A 20,046-nucleotide genomic window follows, 5' to 3' on the forward strand; every position below is an offset into this window, starting at 1 on the left:
AATAGATTAACTAATGCGTTTTGCTAAACTAAAAGCAGCTAGCAGGATTGTTGAGCAAACAGGAACATACAAATATGACTGTCAACTCTGTTCAAAATTCAGAATCCTCTCAAGAACACTCGATCGTTGACGTGCAGCATACCAACTGCTGCATTGTCGGAGGTGGGCCTGCGGGTGCTGTTTTAGCATTACTTTTAGCGCGGCAAAACATTCCAGTCATCCTGCTAGAACTACACAAAGATTTCGATCGAGAATTTCGCGGCGATACGCTGCATCCGTCTGTAATGGAAATTATGGAGCAATTGGGTTTAGCAGAAAAATTGCTGGAATTGCCCCATACAAAAATGCACAAACTCACCATCCAAGCTGCTGGAAATACCGCCACACTCGTAGATTTAGCCTGTCTTAAAACCAAGTATCCTTACATCACTATCCTTCCCCAAGTCAAGTTTCTCGAATTCATCATTGCCGAAGCGCAGCGCTACCCCAGTTTTCAGCTAGTAATGGGAGCTAATGTCCAAGAAACGATCGTAGAAAATGGGGTTGTGTGCGGAATTCGATACCGAGGACGCGGGGGATGGCATGAAGTGCGATCGACCCTCACTGTCGGTGCAGACGGTCGCTTTTCCCGCCTTCGCCAATTAGCAGGTTTTGAACCGATTAAAACTTCCCCGCCGATGGATGTCCTTTGGTTTCGTTTGCCGCGCAGTCCCCATGATGTCCAAGATTTCGGCGTGGGAGGTCGAGCTGTTGGAGGTCATTTATTAGCCATAATTGACCGCTTGGATTATTGGCAACTCGGTTACATTATTCTGAAAGGCAGCTATCAGAAATTGCGCGACTCAGGAATAGAAGCTTTGCAAAAATCTGTTGCTGAATTAGCGCCGGAATTTGCAGATAGGGTCGAGCGACTGAAAGATTGGTCGCAAATTTCTTTCCTGTCCGTTGAATCGAGTCGCCTTCCCCGCTGGTATCGTCCCGGTTTGCTCTTAATTGGGGATGCCGCTCACGTCATGTCGCCCGTAGGCGGTGTGGGAATTAACTATGCTATTCAAGATGCTGTCGTGGCCGCCAATGTACTCAGCGCCTCCCTGAAAAATAATCACTTGCATCTGTGGGATTTGGCAGAAGTGCAGCGACAGCGGGAGTTGCCCACACGCATCATTCAAGCATTTCAGTCGTTTGTACAGGAACGAATTATTAAAGGGGCATTAGATACAAATCGACCGTTTACACCGCCACTTTTGTTGCAGTTACCCATTTTGCGAAATATTCCAGCGCGATTAATTGGTTTTGGATTAAACCGGGTTCGGGTGCGAAATCAATGAGATATACCTATACTTAAGTTATACCTATCATCAACATAGAGGTAACTGAATGGCCGGATTAGAACTATTGCAGTCAGTTGAATTTCTCAAGTTAAAAGGCAAACAAGTTGCTGTTTTAGATGTCGAAAATTGGCAAGCATTCATCGAATGGTTAGAGAGTGTAGAAGATTTACAAATTGCCAAACAAGCATTAAATGAGTTAAAAGCTGCTGGTAGAAATCGCGATCGTGCCGGTTGGTTGAAATGGGATGATGTGGAATCGCAGCTAGACTGAGTAATTACACAGTTTATATCAAAAAAAATCGAAATTAAAAGTGCTATCGCCCACCTACCAAAAAGGCTTCCAATCAAAATAAAACTATGAAATTCACCCTAGATGTAGAAAACAATCCTACAGGCTGGCCAGACCACACTCAGCTACCCGAATCAGACGGTACTTTTGTGAAAAATTTTCAAGAACACCCCCAAAGCATTCTGTTAACCGATTCAATTACTCCCGTGTTCCAAAGCATTCATCCAGATGGTAACTATTGTATCGGTCAAGACAGCGGCATTTATTGGCGATTAACTGAGCCGTTAGAATGGGGTGCAGAAGCACCCGACTGGTTTTATGTGCCTAATGTGCCGCCAACTATATCAATAAATTTAAGGTAAATCTACCTTAAGGAGTACACAACAGTGTTTTTAAGTATATTTTTTTAAACAGCTAAATTAAAGAGAACAAGCTCTCTTTAATTTAGCTGTTGCTTTCAGGATAGATTATGAGTACAGTAGCTTTAATTGTAGTGAAGATTTTAATAAAAACAAATCCTGTTTTCATAAATAAAAGATAAAATACGAACTATCGCCCTTAAAAAACACCTTCAACAACTGCATTTTATAGCATATAAAACATACTGAAAAAGCGAATTTATGTAAATAATAAATTGTGTCAAAAAGTTCAAAAAATATTTAATCAGTACAAAAAACGAAATTTTAATAACATAATTTGAGAATCAATTGTATGAATCAAAATCAAATTAAATGGTTGGCCGCAGCTCTAATGCTAATAGACCACATCGGATTTATGCTTGAAGCAGAACCCATGCGTATCGTCGGCCGCCTCAGTTTTCCGTTGTTTAGTTGGGTGTTTGCTCAAAACTGGAAACGACCGGGGGACAAAAATCCTCTAATTACTCGACTGATATTATTTGGGGTACTTTCTCAAATACCTCATATGTTAATTTTTGGCAATTTACAGTTAAACATCATGTTTAGCTTTGCCGTAGCAGCACTAACTTTGAGCTACATCCGACGCTTCGATCGCAAAATTGCAGTTTTAAGCACAGGTCTAGTAAGTGCTCAAATTTTAGGAGTGACTTACGGCTGGTATGCAGTGGCTTGCCCGCTATTGATGATTAGGTGGAAAGGAGGAGGATCTCGCCTTTGGTGGTTCGGCTGGACTATCGCAAATATCGGATATGCAATTAGTTGCAAAAGCTGGATTCAAATTTTCGCTATATTCACACCGCTAGTTCTGGCATACTACGATAGCTCTAAAGACCAAAAACCAACGGCTCTAGAAAAAAGATTTTTCTATTATTTTTACCCACTACACCTTGGGGGGCTAGCGGCACTGCGAACAATTGTCTAAATAAGACTGCGGATTCTAATTAGTTGATTGTTGATTTTTTATTTAAACGAAGTACAACCGCGTCTCTGAGCGCTCGCCGCCAGAAGAGCGCGATCGCTTTCCTCTAACTTGCTTTCACTCTGTCCAGTCGCTGTTTTTCAGCATCATTGATTTCTGGTAAATCATCTTGCCACTCGCGAAAGAATTGGTCGTCTTCAACCCGCTCTATTTTGAATTTGGTTTCCCAATCGTACATCGTGACATTTCTATCTTGAATTGTTTGTGCCATAAATTTAAGCAATTCATCAAAATTTCTCTTAATTTATGATAGTAAGAATTGCTAAATTTCCGTTAATACTGAAGTATTGCGTCTTTTAAAACACGACATCGCTGAATGCTGAATAACGATATTGCCCGCAGTTCGCTTAGTCCGGCAGGGGTTTAAACCCCTGCCTCAAAGCAAAAGTCCTCTGAAATAGGACTAATGTATTCTTCAGTCCTCTTGAGCGAGGACTTGCGCTATGAGACAGGGACTGAAAGTCCCTGGCGGACTTTCGGGCTAAGCCGACACCTCCAAGCACTGCTGTGTCCCTACAGATTTCCCAAAAAAATGTAACGAGTTGTAAAGTATAATTAAACCGAAGCGAACACAGAGGCCAAGTAGTATCAAATGCGAGTTGCGATCGCCGGAGCAGGCTTAGCAGGACTTTCCTGCGCTAAATATCTTACCGACGCGGGCCACACCCCCATCCTCCTAGAAAGTCGGGACGTACTCGGCGGCAAAGTCGCCGCCTGGAAAGATGCAGACGGCGACTGGTACGAAACCGGCCTCCACATCTTCTTCGGTGCATACCCGAATATGCTCCAACTCTTCAAAGAACTTGACATCGAAGACCGGCTGCAATGGAAAGAACACTCGATGATTTTCAATCAGCCGGAAACCCCCGGAACCTATTCCCGCTTTGACTTTCCCGACCTTCCCGCCCCCTTCAACGGCGTCGCAGCCATCTTGAGCAACAACGATATGCTCACCTGGCCGGAAAAAATCCGCTTCGGTATAGGTTTGATTCCGGCGATGCTTCAGGGTCAAAACTATGTCGAAGCAATGGACAAATACTCGTTTTCCGACTGGCTCAAAAAGCAAAACATCCCCCCCAGAGTCGAAAAAGAAGTATTCATCGCCATGTCCAAGGCGCTCAACTTCATCGACCCCCACGAAATATCTGCAACCATACTGCTGACAGCCCTCAACCGCTTCTTGCAAGAGAAAAACGGCTCGAAAATGGCTTTTTTAGACGGTTCCCCCACAGAAAGGTTGTGTCAGCCGATGGTAGACTACATAACTGAGCGCGGGGGTGAAGTACGGCTGAATGCACCCATCAAAGAGTTTTTGCTCAACGATGACAACACGGTGCGCGGCTTCCACATTCGGGGCGTAAAAGGGGCAGAGTCAGAAATTCTGACGGCCGATATTTACGTTTCCGCGATGCCGGTTGACCCGCTCAAGTTGATGATGCCGAAACCTTGGGGCGAAATGGATTATTTCAAACAGCTCGAAGGCTTGGAGGGAGTACCCGTCATTAATGTACACTTGTGGTTCGATCGCAAATTAACTGACATCGACCATTTGCTGTTCTCGCGATCGCCCCTGCTGAGCGTCTACGCCGACATGAGCAACACCTGCCGCGAATATGCCAACCCAGACAAATCAATGCTGGAACTGGTTTTAGCACCGGCAAAAGACTGGATAGGCAAGTCTGACGAAGATATCGTCGCAGCCACAATGGTCGAGTTAGAAAAACTCTTTCCCGATCAAATCCCAGAACCAGCCAAACTGCTCAAATATCACGTAGTCAAAACCCCTCGTTCCGTCTACAAAGCCACTCCCGGACGCCAGCAGTGCCGTCCCACACAAACAACTCCCATTAGAAATTTCTATCTAACGGGGGATTATACGATGCAGCGTTATCTTGCGAGTATGGAAGGTGCCGTGCTTTCTGGTAAGCTGACAGCGCAGGCTATTTCAACGGCCAATAACCAATGAAAAATTAAGAATTTTTCATAAAGACGTAAAAGAATCTCCCGTTTTCTAAACGGGGGAATGTCAGTTCTAATCTTTAAATTTCTTATTCTCGGATGCTGCAACTGTCAAAACTCCAGTGCATGAGAACTCTGGCTTCTGTGGATGACTCTTACGAACTGTGCCGCCAAGTCACCGCGAGTTATGCCAAAAATTTTTATTTAGGCACTCAACTCATGCCCGAAGCCAAGCGTCGGGCGATTTGGGCGATTTACGTCTGGTGCCGCCGCACCGACGAACTCGTAGACGGGCCGGGTTCTGATGCAACGACTCCTGAAACCCTCAATCTGTGGGAAAAACGCCTAGAATCTGTGTTTGCCGGCCATCCTCACGATGACTACGACGTAGCTTTGGTGGATACGCTGTCTCGTTTCCCGATAGACATTCAGCCGTTTCGAGAGATGATTGCGGGCCAGCAAATGGACTTGTACCGCAGCCGCTACGAAACTTTTGAAGAGCTCAATCTTTACTGTTATCGAGTAGCGGGTACTGTAGGGCTGATGTCGATGTCTGTCATGGGTGTAGGCGAATCGAGCTCCGCTGCTAACTGGAATTGGCACTGGGGGAATAGAATTCCCAAAGAAGAAGCGATAGCCCTGGGTATTGCCAAGCAGTTGACTAATATTCTGCGCGATGTCGGAGAAGACGCCCGCCGTGGCCGCATTTACATTCCCTTAGAAGACTTAGCCTTGTTTAACTACACCGAAGAAGATTTATTCAACGGTGTAATTGACAACCGCTGGCGGGAATTGATGCGGTTTCAAATTCAGCGAGCTCGCAAATTATACGCCAGCGCCGAACCTGGAATTAAAGTGCTCAGTCCCGATATCCGCTGGACTGTTTGGGCGGCTACAATGCTGTACAGCAGAATCTTAAATGCGATCGAACGCAATCAGTACGATGTTTTCCAGAAGCGGGCTTATGTTAGCAATTCTCAGAAATTGCTGTGTCTCCCCGCCGCTTGGATGAAGTCAAAAGTGCTTTAGCCGCAGGCAATTGTGCTGGCGATTCGGCAACGGGTAAGGGGTATTTGTCAAGTTACAAATTATATGATGTCCAGCAAATTGCATATGAGGTTTGTGGGGATGCGCTAGTGCCGTGTCCCTAGCTTTGGTGTGTTAATTTAAGTCAAATTAGTGGAGTAGCTGGCGGAATTTGCAATTGGGCGATCGAACTTTCCAACAATTGCTTTTCCTGCTGGAGTTTTGCTTCTAAATTTTGAATTTGTTCTCGGCGGGCTTCAACTTCAATCAAGCGGCGAGACAATTCTTGACTCTGCAAAGTGAGAGATTGCCTCCAATCTTCTGCTTTCTGGGCTTCTTGCTGCAAAAAATCGGGAGTAAAGCCTGTTGTTAAATATTTCTCTACTAATTGTAGTACCCAGTTTGTAGCTGCTTGAATATTTAAAACCTGGTTATTTTCGCCAATATCTGCTAATACTAGCATCCCTTCCTCTAAAACATTAGTTGCAGAGTTAATTAAATTTTGAGCCAAATCTTTCGGTAATGTCAAGAAACTTTCTTCACTAAGAATAGCCCAAGTATCATCAGAATTTTGGCAAGCCAGCAATTGCAGACTTATCTCGCCTAAATTTTCCTGATTTTTTACTTGGGCTAAATATAACATGAGGGTTATTAGTGATTGGTAATTTTTGTTTGGCCTAATTTTTACTATTTTTCTCACACGGAAGTGCGATCGTCCTAAAAAGGAATATACTCAACAGCATTCATCCATTCATCAGATTCCGAGGCTAAAGTAATGAGCTCCAAATCCTTAACAAATTGTCCGATCGTACCGCCTAGCTGATGTCCAAATATCAAACCAGCAAACTGTCTTTCCTGACGCTGCCAATCTTGAGCCATTGCCCTAAAACGGATATCTTGAGTAAACAATACTCTCCCTAGCTGAGTGGCACGTTCCAAAAGTTCATCATCCGGCAATTCTGTCGCACCATCTTCGATCGCAGTCAAAACATCTACACCACGACGGCGCAACTGCTCGGTAATTGCTTGGGGAATGTGAACGTCCATGTACAGAAAAATTGCCACTTACAATAATCCCTTAGCTCGCATTCTCACGAAAAATGGTGAAGGTAAAAGCAAAGATTTTTCCTGTTGTACCTGCTCCCATTCCGCGCGAATCTCCTGCTCAATTTCAGATTGAAAGTCGAAGTAATAAGCCATCGCTGCATGAGCCTCCGACGGCATCAAATAAGGATGCTGGCGGCACATTTCTTCGACTGACCAACCGTAAGCTAAATAATCCATCACAATCTGAACAACCCGCACCCGGGGTATCCGCTGCAACCGTGCGGGTTGACCCGCTACTTTCTCGATATGAGGATAAATTATTGATAGCATAGTGAGATCCCAAACTAAAATCTCTAAATAGTTAAGTTAAAAACAAAAGACCTTGTAAAATCTTATTTGATTATAGCCGATCGCGCGATCGGTGCGTGAGAGTCAATATTTTCCTTGCGATTTCAAGATTCTTCGCCCTCACGCCACCTACAAATTGACTAAAACCAGTCAACAGTCAACAGTCAACAGTCAACTATTAAAACAACTTTAGCCGATCGCGCAAAATCTCCGCTTGTTTTTCGGCTTCCGCCAAAGCATCCCTCGCCCCCTGAACTACATCAGGAGTAGCCTTATCCACAAACTTCTGATTAGTCAAGCGCGCCGCAGTATGCTTAATTTCAGCTTCCACCTTGCTCAACTTCTTCTCTAATTTAGCACGCAAAGCCGCCAAATCGACCACCCCAGCCAGAGGAATCAATACTTGCACAGTACCGACCACCCCAGCAATTGTCTGTCCCAAATCTGCATCCAAATTAGCAGTAACTGTCAGATTCTCGACTTTTGCCAAATCCTGAATGTAAACACCTCCATCTGAGATGATTTGGCGTTCTTTCTCGCTTTCGCTTTGCAAAATCGTCGTCACCTTCACACTGGGCTTGATATCAGCATCTGCCCGCAAATTGCGAATAGTGCGAATTGTACCGAACAACAACTCAAACTGCTGTTCCAAATCAGCATCAATTAGCGAGAGATAAGCTTCAGGATAAGTCTGCAAAGCCAAACATTCATCCTCACCTGTTTGAGTCAGAGTGTGCCAAATTTCCTCAGTAATGTGCGGCATAAAAGGATGCAGTAGTTTCAGAATCCCTTCCAGCACAAAAGCAAAAGTTTGCTGTGCCACTTTTTTAGAATTTGGTTCAGCATCCTGCTGCAAGCGAGACTTGACTAACTCAATATACCAGTCACAGAAATCGCCCCAAATAAACTCATAAAGTCCCTTCGCCGCTTCCCCCAAACCGTAATTTTCCAAACAATTGCGGCTTTGCTGCACAACTTGATTGTAGCGAGAAAGAATCCAGCGATCGCACAATTCCAAACCACCTCCCACAGAAGGACTTCCCAACTGCTGCGGGGTCTGTCCCTCCAAATTCATCATCACAAACCTGGCCGCATTCCACAACTTATTCGTGAAGTTCCGGGAAGCTTCCACCGATTTCGATTCATCAGTTTTGCGATCGTACTCCATGCGAATATTTTGACCGGCCCCAACCACTTCCTTAACCAAAGTGTAGCGCAAAGCATCAGTACCGTACTTGCCAATCAACAGCAGCGGATCGATACCGTTGTTTTTACTCTTAGACATTTTCTGACCGTTTTCATCCAACACCAAACCGTGAATGTAAACAGTATCAAAAGGCATTTTTCCAGTAAAATGTCCGGCCATCATCGTCATTCTAGCAACCCAGAAAAAGATGATATCAAAACCCGTAACCAAAGTAGTTGTCGGATAGTAAAACTCCAAATCTTTAGTTTCGTCCGGCCATCCCAGAGTTGAGAAAGGCCACAAACCAGACGAAAACCAAGTATCCAATACGTCGGGATCTCTTGCTAGCTGCACGTCATTACCAAATTTAGCCGTAGCTTTTTCCTTAGCTTCAGCTTCAGTTTTCGCAACTATAAAAGGTGTTGTATCAGTAATTTCTCCTTGGGTTTCGCTAACAGCATACCAAGCCGGGATTTGGTGTCCCCACCACAATTGTCTGGAGATACACCAATCCTTTAGCTTCACCAGCCAATCGCGATAAACCTTTGTCCATCTGTCAGGAACAAAGACTGGTGAGTTACTTTGATCTAATGCTTCTAAAGCGCGTTGAGAAAGAGGGTTTATCTTCACAAACCATTGAGTAGATAGCAACGGTTCGACCGGAACTTTGCCGCGTTCGCTGTAGGGTACTGTATGCTTGTAATCTTCTATTTTAACCAAAACCCCGTCAGTTTCTAACCGCTGCACCACATTTTTCCGGGCAACAAATCGATCTTGTCCCTGGAACTCTCCGGCATTTTCATTTAAAGTGCCGTCCTTATTCATAATGTTAATAAACGGCAAATTGTGACGCTTACCCATCTCGAAGTCATTCGGATCGTGGGCGGGTGTCACCTTGACACAACCAGTTCCGAAAGTCGGATCGACAAACTCATCAGCAATGATTGGGATTTCGCGATTCACGATCGGCAAAGTCACAGTTTTACCGATAAGATGCTTGTAGCGATCGTCCTGTGGATTCACAGCCACCCCAGTATCGCCCAACATCGTTTCCGGCCGAGTCGTCGCCACCTCCAAATAACCAGAACCGTCCGTCAAAGGATAGCGGAAATGCCACAAATGCCCGTCAACTTCCTGCTGATCTACCTCCAAATCCGACACAGCAGACTGACTAGCCGGACACCAATTCACCAAGTAATTGCCGCGATAAATCAGCCCCTCATCGTACAGACGGACAAACGCTTCTAAAACCGCAGCGGATAAGCCTTCATCCATCGTAAAGCGTTCGCGCGACCAATCAACAGACACGCCCAAACTGCGTAATTGATTAGTAATAGTATTGCCCGATTCAGCTTTCCACTCCCAGGCCCGTTCCAAGAATTTTTCTCTACCTAAATCGTGGCGAGTTTTGCCTTCTGCTTTGAGTTGCTTTTCGAGAATAGTTTGAACTGCGATGCTAGCATGATCCGTTCCCGGCAACCACAGGGTATTGCGTCCAGTCATGCGGTGATAGCGGACGAGGACATCAATCAGCGTCTCTTCAAAAGCGTGTCCCATGTGGAGACTGCCGGTGACGTTGGGCGGCGGGATGACTACGCAGTAAGGTTCGCCGCCTTTTTCGGGGTCAGCTTTGAAGGTTTGGTTGTCTTCCCAGTATTTTTGCCACTTCGCTTCGGTGGCTTGGGGGTCGTATTGGGGGGGTAGGTTTGCGGTCATGGTGGCTTGAGAGTTTGATCTTATTTAAGATTGTGCCACAGGAGAGGGAGGAGAAGAGTTTTGAACCGCAGAGGGCGCAGAGGGCGCAGAGGGAAGAGTGTGGGGAGGGTTTTGGGTTAGGATTGTGATCTAGGTTTGAGAAGAGGAGAGAGGAGAGTTGGGAGAGGAGCTTAATGAGTTGACTTATGCTGTGATTGGGGCAGCAATGGAGGTTCATAAGGAGTTGGGGCCGGGGTTTTTGGAAGCGGTATATGAGAATTCGTTGCGTGAAGAACTCTCGCGCCGGGGAATTCCTTTTCAACCTCAACCTACAGTAAATGTAACTTATAAAGGTGTTGTTGTTGGGGAAGGCAGATACGATATGCTGGTTGCCAACACTATCGTAGTTGAATTAAAGTCAGTCCAAACTATACTTCCTATCCATGAGGCTCAAGTTATATCATATCTGAAAATGACTGGTTATCCTCTCGGTCTTCTCATCAACTTTAACGTCCGCTTTTTAAAAGAAGGAATCCGCCGCCTCATCCTCTCCTAAATAAACCTCTCATCCCTCTCCTCTCTGCGCCCTCTGCGCCCTCTGTGGTTAAATCCTCTTAATATCTTTAATTATTTCACCTCCTTATAATCCACCCCATAACTCGTATCTCTCCCAGACAAATACGTAGTTTTCCCCGTTAAAGCCTCCAGAGTTTTTTTCGTTTCAGCGGAAGTAATCGAATTCAGAGGTACGCCGAACTTGGTAGCCAAGGCAGCCGCCACGCCCACACCTTGTCCTTGATAAATATTCACCGTCGCAATTCGCCCGACGGATACAGCCATACCCACATAACCGGACGATCGCCCGACAATGGCTAAATTCTTCACTTTGCTAGCTAAAGCACTTTCTATTCCGAAATTATAGACTGGCAGCGGCGGAATTCTCGCAGATAAATTCTTGACTCCGCCCCGCATATCGAAATCGTAGGAAAAACTGCCGATCGACTTTTCGGGTACTGTTCCTCCTTTGATAATCTCCTTCCCCGTCAGCGGATCTATCACATCGCGAACGTTCAAAGTTTGCCTGATATAAATCTCGTCTGGAATAAATACTCTCACATCTTTACCAGACTTTTTTTGTAGCCAGTGTTGGAGATGTGACATTTCTTTAATCATTTCAGGAGTCGGTTTTCTGCCGTTAGCTTCCATCTTCATGATTTGGTGAACTTGGTATTTAAACAAAAACCCGTTCCAGGAGAGTACATTTTTGTTATAAACGCAGACATTGCCTTTATCAAAAAAGAATCCTTTATTTTGACTAAAGGGCAGATTTCTGTCTATGTGATACGCTGCGCCTATGGCTACGCTTCTGATATCGTAGCCGTCTGTATATGGCTGATAAATCGTACTCCAGAAATTCCTCAGCCAGAATTTTGTACTAGCCGGATCTTTAGATTTCATAATGCTTTCTTTGATCTTTTTTACCAAAGACCGATTGTAGAGAATTTCATCTTCTATACTGCGGAATTCGGACATCGTTATACCTGTAATTCTCGGAACTACAGAGACAGCTAAAGTTTCATTTTTGGATTTTATATTTTGAGATTCATATCCGGTATAATAAGATAATCCGGCTTTTCTAGCCAATTCAGCGTCTTGAGTTACGTCAATAAAAGAGTTGGCTTTAATTTTTAGAGTGCTGCCTTTTACTTCGGCATATTCAATTTTTTTATCTACGACGTGGGGAGTAAGATCTGAGTTGGAAATAACTCTGACTTTTGCTGCTGAAAGCATTTGCCTGAGAGCTCGATCTGCCTTTTTTGGATCTAAGCAAGATTCGCGCGCATTGGCTTTATCTAAGAATTCCTTAAAACATTGGGCGTAGGGTTGGCGATACCAACCGGGGATTTTATCTAAATCGATGTAAGCTAAACCGCCGCGGGTGAGTAAGCCGCCCAAAGGATCTCTTCCGTAGTTCGATCGCACGATCGCAACTTTGCCCTTTGGGCCTAAAGTTTTCTTAGCCCATATCGCCGCACATATCCCCGGTACTTCATCACCATATACTACTACATCAAACTTTTGCTCCGGTGATTTTTTGGGAACTACCGGAGGCGGGCTGCTGGGTTTTTGCGGCAGATTTCCAGCGTCTAAGGTAGCACTTGCTGGGTCTCTATTTGCGATATAATTTTCTATTTCTCTGAAAACTGGATAATTAAGTAAAAGTTTTAGGGCGGCAAAGATAATTGCAATTGAAGCTAATTTCTTAAAAGTAGAGAGCATTCAGTTGACTCGTTTGTAAATTTGCATTACCTGAAAGCACAGTTCAGGGTTGACGGAATTGAATATAGCACGTTTAGATAATTTCGACACAAGTTTAAATTTTCCGGCAACTGTTGTTAGAGGTTTTGCCAGTGTTACTGGTTTGGCAGGGCAATTGATGAGGGTAAGGATGGGGGGTGCGATCGTACTTTATGGCTCCCGACTTTCCCAGCCGCTTGTAATGTGATACTGAGAGGGAAGTAAGGGCGAGATAGCCACCCAAATCATTGACTCAGTAGTAAATTTATATCAAACTGAGGTATGGCGGTAACTTAAGGAGGTACAAAAAAGTGACAGAAGAAACACAGGTGACAATTGAAGAGATTGACGAAACATCCCCCCATTTAGAAACAGTTATAGCCCTAGGTGATGCCAATAAAAAAACTCTGGGTTTTTTTACAGAAGGTGCTTTTCGCGAAAGTGCTAGAGATCGGGTGATACTTATAGCACTCAATCCTCAAAAGAATTGCATTGGCTATCTGCTTTACCGACCAGTGCGTCGCCGCAACATTATTGTTATCGTTCATCTCTGCGTCGATCCTGCATATCGCGGTCGGGGTGTTACTAAACAGCTAGTCAATTCCCTCAGCCAAAAAACTCAGAATTTTTATGGAATTCAACTCAAATGCCGTCGCGATTATGGAATAGATAGAATGTGGGAAACACTGGGCTTTATTCCTCTCAACGATCGGCCTGGAAGAAGTAAGGAGGGTAAACTGCTTACTCTTTGGTGGTTGGATCACGGTCATCCAACTATATTTTCTCAAACTGCTGCACAACAACTTGAGTCTAAAATTTGTGCTGTTATTGATACAAGTATTTTTTTAGAATTGCACGGTAATGAAGATATTGAAAGCGCGGAATCAGACTCTCTACTTGCTGACTGGTTACAAGATTATTTGGAATTGTGTATTACCGATGAGATTTATAAGGCAATAAATGCGATCTCTGATGTCCATCTCCGAAAGCGTAAACGCCTGTTAGGGGAGACTTTTACTAAAATCCACTGCGAGCGGCAGGCTTTTGAAACAAAATTGCAGTCTCTCAATCGTCTAATTTCCAGTATCAATCTTGATGAAATAAACGAAGCATTAGTTCGTCAATTAGCACAAGCTATTGCTGCTGATTACTTAATTTTTTTAACTCGCGACCTCAAAATATTAGCTTTAGCAGATGCGGTATATGAAAACTTTAGTTTAGCAATTATGACTCCTACAGATTTAATTGTTAAACTGGATGATGTTCGCCGAGATACTCAATATCAACCAGTAAGGTTTGTCGGCATACAGAATCTCACGATTCAACTAATTGATAGCAAATTTGATAAGTTACTATTAACTAACTGTTTTTATGCGGTTGATAGGCGCGAAAAAGTAGCCGATTTTCAGAGAAATCTGCGCCAGATTATTTCCAATCCCGATAAATTTAAGTGTCATGTCGTTTTAGATGGTGAAAATCAACCCCTTGCTTTAATTGCCTATTGCCAACAGAAAAATCACGAATTAGAAGTTACAATGCTCGGAGTTAAACGCGGTGTTCTAGCAGCGGCCCTTGCACGGTACTTACTGTTCCACTCCATATCAGTTTCAATAAAAGAAAACAGGCAATTTACGAGAATTATTGACCATTATCTCGATGAAATTGTTATACAAGCTATTCAAGAAGATGCTTTTGTTCGAGTTAATAATGGGTATTTAAAAGCCAATCCGCCTGTAGCAGAAACAGCAGTAGATATGTCTAAAAAACTGGCAAACCTAGCCCAAATAGGGGAAGAATATAATTTTTGCATGAAAATTGCAGAGACCCTTAAGACTCCCGAATTAATTCAAGATATAGGAACGATGGCAGAGCTTGAACGTCGCCTTTGGCCTGCTAAGATTATTGATGCTGACCTCCCTACTTTCATGATTCCCATTCAACCCAGATGGGCAAAAGACTTATTCGATGAAGAGTTAGCTAAGCAGTACCTTTTTGGCTCTCAAATTGAGCTAGCGCTAAAACGGGAACTTGTATATTATAGAAGCAAGTGGGCTAATGGTGGCCTCAGACCGGGTGTTATTGGTAGAATTTTATGGTACGTCAGCTCCAATTCATCATTTACTCTGGGGACAAAAGAGGTTAAAGCTTGCTCTAGACTAGAGGAAGTTATCATAGACAAGCCGGACAAACTATATCGACAATTTCGCAGCTTAGGAGTGTACGAATTAAAAGATTTAATGAAAATAGCAAAAGACGAAGCAAACGCAGATATCATGGCGCTCAGATTCAGCCACACTCAGCTTTTCACTAACCCATTGACATTAAATAGAATTCAGGGAATACTGGGTAAGCAGACAACGGTTCAAAGCGTATTTAGGATTTCAAAAACTGATTTTGGAATAATCTACAAAGAAGGAACCGAGACCTAGAATTAGGACAATTACAAATGTCAAATATCTTATTATTCTCTATTCGTCCCGAGTACGCAACTAAAATATTCAACCATACAAAAACAGTTGAACTGCGCCGAGTTCGACCTCGACTTTTGAATGAAGGAGATCTAGTGGTAATCTATGTTTCATCTCCCGAAAAAGCTGTAGTTGGTTCCTTCAATGTGGATAATATTGTTGAAAAACCGATTGCAGATCTTTGGGAGGAAGTTGAAAACATAGCAGGAATTAGCCATGAAGAATTTTATGATTATTACAAAGGTGTAAAAGTAGGTGTAGGCATCTTTTTAAAAGATATTCGTAGGTTTAGTCAGCCAGTAGAGTTACATCGTTTAAGAAACAACTTGCCTAACCTTAAACCGCCACAGAGTTTTCGATACCTGACAGCTAAGCAGTTTAACATTGTCAATTCATTAGGAGAAAGTTAGACAGGAAGTGTTGCTGAAAAATATTAAATAATGGAGAGTTTTTGAGAAGAGGATGGAAGCGAAAAAAAAGGCTGAGTTTATCAAACTATTTCAAGAATTTGTCAATTCATATCCATACACTCCCGATGGGTTGCGTCACACAGCGGCTTACCAGGAGCAGCGTCAGCAGGGGCGTCGAAATTTTGAAGTGATCGCTGCTGCTGCTGAGTCTGGAGAAGATGTGACTGAATCTATAATGTTGAAACTTCTACCTTACGAAGACTCTCCTACTAATCGACAAAGGGGAGCCTGGATTCATATTAATCCGTGCATAATAAAAGGGTTATTATGGAATTCAAACTCGTATAAAAAATTGTCATTAATAGCGCCAGTAAGAATGGCCGAATTAATTTTTTATTTAGTCTGCTCTTGTAACGACGATCCGAGTCAGCTATATTCGGCCTGTAGAGAGTTTTCAGAAGAAATGCGCGTCTCCTTGTTCGGCGAGATAGGAATGCTAACGCCTATCCTCAATGCTCTCCGTCCCGATGAGTTTCTCGCGATTAATGACAAGTCAGTACAGGCTATTAACTATTTCGCCAATACTTCGTACAGCAAACAGCTAATAGACTACTCCTATGCTAACTTAACCGGACACAAGCTGATCAAAGAATTAACTAAAGAAATGCACCAGACTGGCGTTCCATCTATCCGAGAGGACGATGTATTTGATATGTTCTGCCACTGGCTTGTAGAGAGAAAAAAATATGACTTTCCTAGTAACGAAGTGCCATCAGTAGATGAGGCAATTGTGTTTGAATACGCTGTAGAAGAAGTAGAGTTGCAACCGGAATATCTTTTGAACCAATGTGCCGAAGAAACTGGCTTTGACGAAACAAAACTAAAGCGCTGGATACGCACCATCCACCGCAAACAACAAGCCATCTTACAAGGCCCGCCCGGAACCGGAAAAACCTTCCTAGCTGAAAAACTCGCCCAACACTTAATCGGTGGCGGTGACGGCTTTTCAGACACGATCCAATTTCATCCAGCTTATACTTATGAAGACTTTATTCAAGGCATCCGCCCGCAAAGTCAAGATGGGCAATTAACATATCCCATAGTTCCCGGCAGATTCCTCGAATTTTGCACCAAAGCTGAGTCTTGTCAAGACATTTGTGTTCTGATTATTGATGAAATTAACCGTGCAAATTTATCTCAGGTATTTGGAGAGTTAATGTATTTGCTTGATGACCGCGATCGCACCGTTAAATTAGCCAGTGGCGAAGAATTTAGAATCCCTACAAATGTCCGAATTATCGGCACAATGAATACAGCAGACCGTTCTATTGCCTTAGTCGATAACGCACTCCGCCGCCGCTTCGCATTCATTCCCGTCTATCCAAACTATGAAGTGCTGCGACAGTATCACGACAGAGAGGAAACAGGTTTTCCAGTTGATAAATTAACTAGCATTCTAGAAGATGTCAATCGAGGAATTAACAATAAACACTATGAACTAGGTATCTCTTTCTTTTTGACAAAAACCTTAGCTGAAGATATCCAAGATATTTGGCAAATGGAAATTGAGCCATACCTCGAAGAATACTTCTTTGATAGCCTGGAAAAAATGGATGAGTTTCTCTGGGAAAATATCAAGACAAAATTGGGCTATTGACAATCTAACGCCGTCATTAACGCCGATACGGTGGCGTTACTGCATCCACCACAATTATGAAACCAGAATCCCGCCGAATTATCGAACTTACAGAATATCAATTAGCAACTTTTGACCAAGACTCAATCCCCGAATCAGTAGGACAGAAAATATACCATAATTATGCCAAGGAAATCGAGATAGAATTTCCCAACTTTAAAACAAAATATCAATGGCACTTAAAATCTAAAGGCAGAGTTGGCAACATTCCCATCACTCCAGAATTTCACATCGCCATCCGCCCCAAGGTTCCCATAAACAACCTCTTCGGAATGCTTGATTATGCCTACAACCTGAAGATAAAATTTCCGCAAGGCTCGATTCAGTGCCAATTTTTAGAACAAGTTTACGAGACATTAGCTAACATTCTTGCCCATAAAATCCTAGAACGCTGTCGCAAAGGATTATATCGCGATTACTTATCCAAAACAGAAAGACTCGCCTACATTCGCGGCCGCGTCGATTTGCGGTCAGCCCTGCAAAAACCTTGGGATGTTAAACTAAAATGCCACTACAACGAACAAACAGGCGACATCGAAGACAATCAAATACTCGCTTGGACACTATTCATCATTGGCCGCAGCGGTTTGTGCGGTGAATCTGTTTCATCCACTGTGCGAAAAGCCTTTCACGCACTCCAAGGATTTGTTACATTAAAACCTTTTAAATCTGAAGCTTGTATTGATAGAAATTATCACCGTTTGAATCAAGATTATCAACTTTTACACGCCTTATGTCGATTCTTTTTAGATAATACAGGGCCGAGTCACGAAAGTGGCGATCGCGAAATGCTCCCTTTTCTCATAGACATGGCTAATTTATATGAACAATTTGTCGCTGAATGGCTCAAAGCAAATACACCAAAAGGCTTTTTTGTCAAACAACAACACCGAGTCACCCATGACCAAAACTATTACGATCGGATTGACTTACTCCTAGGCGATAGTGAAACAAAAAAAGTCCAATACGTCCTCGATACAAAATACAAAGCTCCCGATAAAGTAGCCAATAATGACATTCATCAAATAGTTGCTTACGCAAATGCCTTAAAGTGCCAAAATGCAATTCTCGTCTACCCGCAAGACCTCAAACAGCCACTAGACATAAAATATGACGATATCCGAGTTCGCAGTCTAACTTTTTCCCTAAATAGCGACCTCCATGAAGCAGGAAAAACCTTCTTAACCTCTCTACTTCCAAACACCCTCCCCTAACTCTACTCTGCGCCCTCTGCGCCCTCTGCGGTTCATTTATCCACAAAAAAAGAGGCGCAATTGCGCCTCCCAAATCTTTCATGTCTGCGTTTTAAACACTAACAGCCACTTTCGCTTCTTTTGCAGTCAACTTCTCGTAAGTCGCCCGCATCTTCAATCCGACTAACACTTGGAACAAACCAGTTCCATTGTTAGAACCAGGATATTCGCGGTGCTGGAGTAACAGGTGAGTTAACTCGCCTTCATACTTCGCAGAAGTTTTGCTCAAATGGCTTTCGATGTAAATAACTTCTTCGAGATTCTCGAATTGACCATCTACTTCCAAAATCGAGACTTCGTGACCGTAGAAAGCATCAGGCCCGTAGTACATCTTAATTCCGGGATAAGAACAAGTCAGCTTGCGGCCGCAAGGAACCCAGTTAATTGTTGAACCTTCGTCAAACAAATACGCAGGCTCAAAATTGGCGATGCCTTCGCGCTGGATCATCTGCACGCGCAGAACCTTCCGCTCCTTGTCATCTTTGATCAAGTTGGTCGGCAACACTTGAATTACCACATCAGCATATTGCTTTTGCGGGTCGATGTAGGCCGTAAAATCGGGTTTGCGAGCATTGATCGCAAACAGCACGTCTTCGTAACGGTGGCCCCGTTCCGCCATGTCGCGCTGGATTTTCCAAGCAATTTTTACCTCGTCGCTGATGTCGAGGTAGACGCTGAAATCGAGGAGCGATCGAACTCGCTCGTCGTACAGGGGATGCAGCCCCTCAATCACAATCACGTGATTCGGCTCAACCCTTTCGGGCGGGTCGATCATACCGGTTTCGTGGTTGTAAATCGGCTTGTCGATCGCGTGACCTTCTTTGAGCGCCTTCATTTGCTCTGCCATCAGGTCAAAATTGTTCGCTCTGGGGTCAAGGGCTGTAATCCCTGTTTCCTTGCGCTGCTTGCGATCGAGACTGTGATAGTCGTCAAGGCAGATTACAGTCACGAAATCTTCCCCGAACAAATCTGTCAATCGGCGTAAAAAAGTAGATTTTCCGCATCCGGAATCTCCGGCAACGCCAATTAAAACCACGCGATCCGGCTTACTGGTCATAGTTTCCCTCTAACAAAATCACTGTTTACTAACTAACTCAAGTCTAGATTCCACAAAATTTCAGCCCGCAGGTAGCGGCAAGCAGGCTTTGTGCTGCTGTGCTACCCCGAGACGATCGAGTTCTCACCAGCATACAGCAGTGAGTTGACTGCCTGCCCGGGCAGACCCAAGCAATCTTCAAGGCAAGTAATTAATACTAACTTTAGTGGTTAATCTTACCAGAAGGCGTTCGCCCCCTACAAGCTCAACCTCATTAAACTGCTCGAATCTTCCTTTCTCTGGTGGGGCGCTCCCCAAATCAGAAGGACTTAGCGGGGCAGATCCCCCGATCGGGTAAAATATTGGCAGTACGCAGACAACAATAGCTATAGGTCAACAGCCGAACGCAATAGGGCTCGGTGAGCGCGGCGTTCGGCTAGTAGGGATTTGATACGCGAGCGATCGCAACTTCAACACTCCCGCCGGCGTGGCGAGGCCCAAAAATTGGCGCGGCCAATTAGTCCCGATGGCCTTAAGAAAAAAGTAAATTGAGTCTAACGTCACATTCTCTTTCTTTATAACTCTGTATCGTGAAGGACAAGCAAC

The 20,046-nt window shown here is 43.8% G+C and carries 17 protein-coding genes and 1 pseudogene; 11 read left to right on the forward strand and 7 right to left on the reverse strand.

The window, feature by feature from the left end:
- The first annotated feature begins 74 nt into the window (after nt 1-74).
- The 4 genes and pseudogenes from QUA57_RS07790 to QUA57_RS07805 all read left to right on the forward strand — a co-directional run bounded on the left by QUA57_RS07790 (nt 75) and on the right by QUA57_RS07805 (nt 2,961).
- Nucleotides 75-1,328: an FAD-dependent oxidoreductase gene (locus tag QUA57_RS07790; protein ID WP_333060160.1), complete on the forward strand. Its 1,254-nt coding sequence runs from the start codon at nt 75-77 to the stop codon at nt 1,326-1,328.
- A gap of 49 nt (nt 1,329-1,377) precedes the next feature.
- The gene (locus QUA57_RS07795; protein ID WP_333060159.1) at nt 1,378-1,602 is read left to right on the forward strand and encodes a hypothetical protein; all 225 of its coding nucleotides are present in this window, start codon (nt 1,378-1,380) and stop codon (nt 1,600-1,602) included.
- An 86-nt stretch (nt 1,603-1,688) separates the two neighbouring features.
- Nucleotides 1,689-1,979: pseudogene (locus QUA57_RS07800) on the forward strand (Uma2 family endonuclease); the annotation flags it as partial.
- A gap of 352 nt (nt 1,980-2,331) precedes the next feature.
- Entirely contained in the window at nt 2,332-2,961 is a 630-nt protein-coding gene (locus QUA57_RS07805) for a TraX family protein (protein WP_333060158.1), read from the forward strand.
- A gap of 103 nt (nt 2,962-3,064) precedes the next feature.
- Here QUA57_RS07805 and QUA57_RS07810 read toward each other — a convergent pair whose 3' ends face one another.
- Nucleotides 3,065-3,229 (reverse strand): hypothetical protein, encoded by a 165-nt coding sequence (locus tag QUA57_RS07810; protein WP_333060157.1) that lies wholly within the window; start codon nt 3,227-3,229, stop codon nt 3,065-3,067.
- A gap of 381 nt (nt 3,230-3,610) precedes the next feature.
- On the opposite strand from QUA57_RS07810, the gene pds reads away from it, so the two are divergent.
- Together pds and crtB are read left to right on the forward strand one after the other, a co-directional pair.
- On the forward strand, nt 3,611-4,984 hold the full coding sequence (gene pds / locus QUA57_RS07815; RefSeq protein WP_333060156.1) for a 15-cis-phytoene desaturase: 1,374 nt from the start codon (nt 3,611-3,613) through the stop codon (nt 4,982-4,984).
- Between the two features lie 92 nt (nt 4,985-5,076).
- Entirely contained in the window at nt 5,077-6,006 is a 930-nt protein-coding gene (gene crtB / locus QUA57_RS07820; RefSeq protein ID WP_333060155.1) for a 15-cis-phytoene synthase CrtB, read from the forward strand.
- A gap of 142 nt (nt 6,007-6,148) precedes the next feature.
- On the opposite strand, the gene QUA57_RS07825 is transcribed toward crtB, so the two are convergent.
- From QUA57_RS07825 to QUA57_RS07840, 4 genes are all read right to left on the reverse strand, one after another.
- Nucleotides 6,149-6,646 carry a hypothetical protein gene (locus QUA57_RS07825; protein WP_333060154.1) on the reverse strand — a complete coding sequence of 166 codons (498 nt, stop codon included), beginning with the start codon at nt 6,644-6,646 and terminating at the stop codon, nt 6,149-6,151.
- A gap of 74 nt (nt 6,647-6,720) precedes the next feature.
- The gene (locus QUA57_RS07830; protein WP_333060153.1) at nt 6,721-7,068 is read right to left on the reverse strand and encodes a DUF5615 family PIN-like protein; all 348 of its coding nucleotides are present in this window, start codon (nt 7,066-7,068) and stop codon (nt 6,721-6,723) included.
- Nucleotides 7,069-7,380, reverse strand: coding sequence for a DUF433 domain-containing protein (locus tag QUA57_RS07835; protein WP_333060152.1), 312 nt, complete (start codon nt 7,378-7,380; stop codon nt 7,069-7,071).
- A gap of 196 nt (nt 7,381-7,576) precedes the next feature.
- The gene (locus tag QUA57_RS07840) at nt 7,577-10,300 is read right to left on the reverse strand and encodes a valine--tRNA ligase (protein ID WP_333060151.1); all 2,724 of its coding nucleotides are present in this window, start codon (nt 10,298-10,300) and stop codon (nt 7,577-7,579) included.
- A 157-nt stretch (nt 10,301-10,457) separates the two neighbouring features.
- On the opposite strand from QUA57_RS07840, the gene QUA57_RS07845 reads away from it, so the two are divergent.
- Nucleotides 10,458-10,835: a GxxExxY protein gene (locus QUA57_RS07845; RefSeq protein ID WP_333060150.1), complete on the forward strand. Its 378-nt coding sequence runs from the start codon at nt 10,458-10,460 to the stop codon at nt 10,833-10,835.
- Between the two features lie 71 nt (nt 10,836-10,906).
- On the opposite strand, the gene QUA57_RS07850 is transcribed toward QUA57_RS07845, so the two are convergent.
- Complete coding sequence (locus QUA57_RS07850; protein ID WP_333060149.1) at nt 10,907-12,559, reverse strand: FAD-dependent oxidoreductase; 1,653 nt, start codon at nt 12,557-12,559, stop codon at nt 10,907-10,909.
- Between the two features lie 329 nt (nt 12,560-12,888).
- Between QUA57_RS07850 and QUA57_RS07855 the strand changes: the two genes are divergently transcribed.
- From QUA57_RS07855 to QUA57_RS07870, 4 genes are read left to right on the forward strand one after another with little or no spacing between them, the layout of a single operon-like run.
- Nucleotides 12,889-15,006, forward strand: coding sequence for a GNAT family N-acetyltransferase (locus QUA57_RS07855; RefSeq protein ID WP_333060148.1), 2,118 nt, complete (start codon nt 12,889-12,891; stop codon nt 15,004-15,006).
- 17 nt (nt 15,007-15,023) lie between these two features.
- Nucleotides 15,024-15,455, forward strand: a complete 432-nt coding sequence (locus QUA57_RS07860) for an ASCH domain-containing protein (protein WP_333060147.1) — start codon at nt 15,024-15,026, stop codon at nt 15,453-15,455.
- Between the two features lie 52 nt (nt 15,456-15,507).
- Entirely contained in the window at nt 15,508-17,112 is a 1,605-nt protein-coding gene (locus tag QUA57_RS07865; RefSeq protein ID WP_333060146.1) for an AAA family ATPase, read from the forward strand.
- 56 nt (nt 17,113-17,168) lie between these two features.
- Nucleotides 17,169-18,365: a 5-methylcytosine restriction system specificity protein McrC gene (locus QUA57_RS07870; RefSeq protein WP_333060145.1), complete on the forward strand. Its 1,197-nt coding sequence runs from the start codon at nt 17,169-17,171 to the stop codon at nt 18,363-18,365.
- 91 nt (nt 18,366-18,456) lie between these two features.
- Here QUA57_RS07870 and QUA57_RS07875 read toward each other — a convergent pair whose 3' ends face one another.
- Nucleotides 18,457-19,461: a phosphoribulokinase gene (locus QUA57_RS07875; protein ID WP_332956917.1), complete on the reverse strand. Its 1,005-nt coding sequence runs from the start codon at nt 19,459-19,461 to the stop codon at nt 18,457-18,459.
- Between the last annotated feature and the right edge of the window lie 585 nt (nt 19,462-20,046).

Source organism: Microcoleus sp. Pol7_B2 (assembly GCF_036701035.1).
Classification (GTDB): domain Bacteria; phylum Cyanobacteriota; class Cyanobacteriia; order Cyanobacteriales; family Microcoleaceae; genus Microcoleus.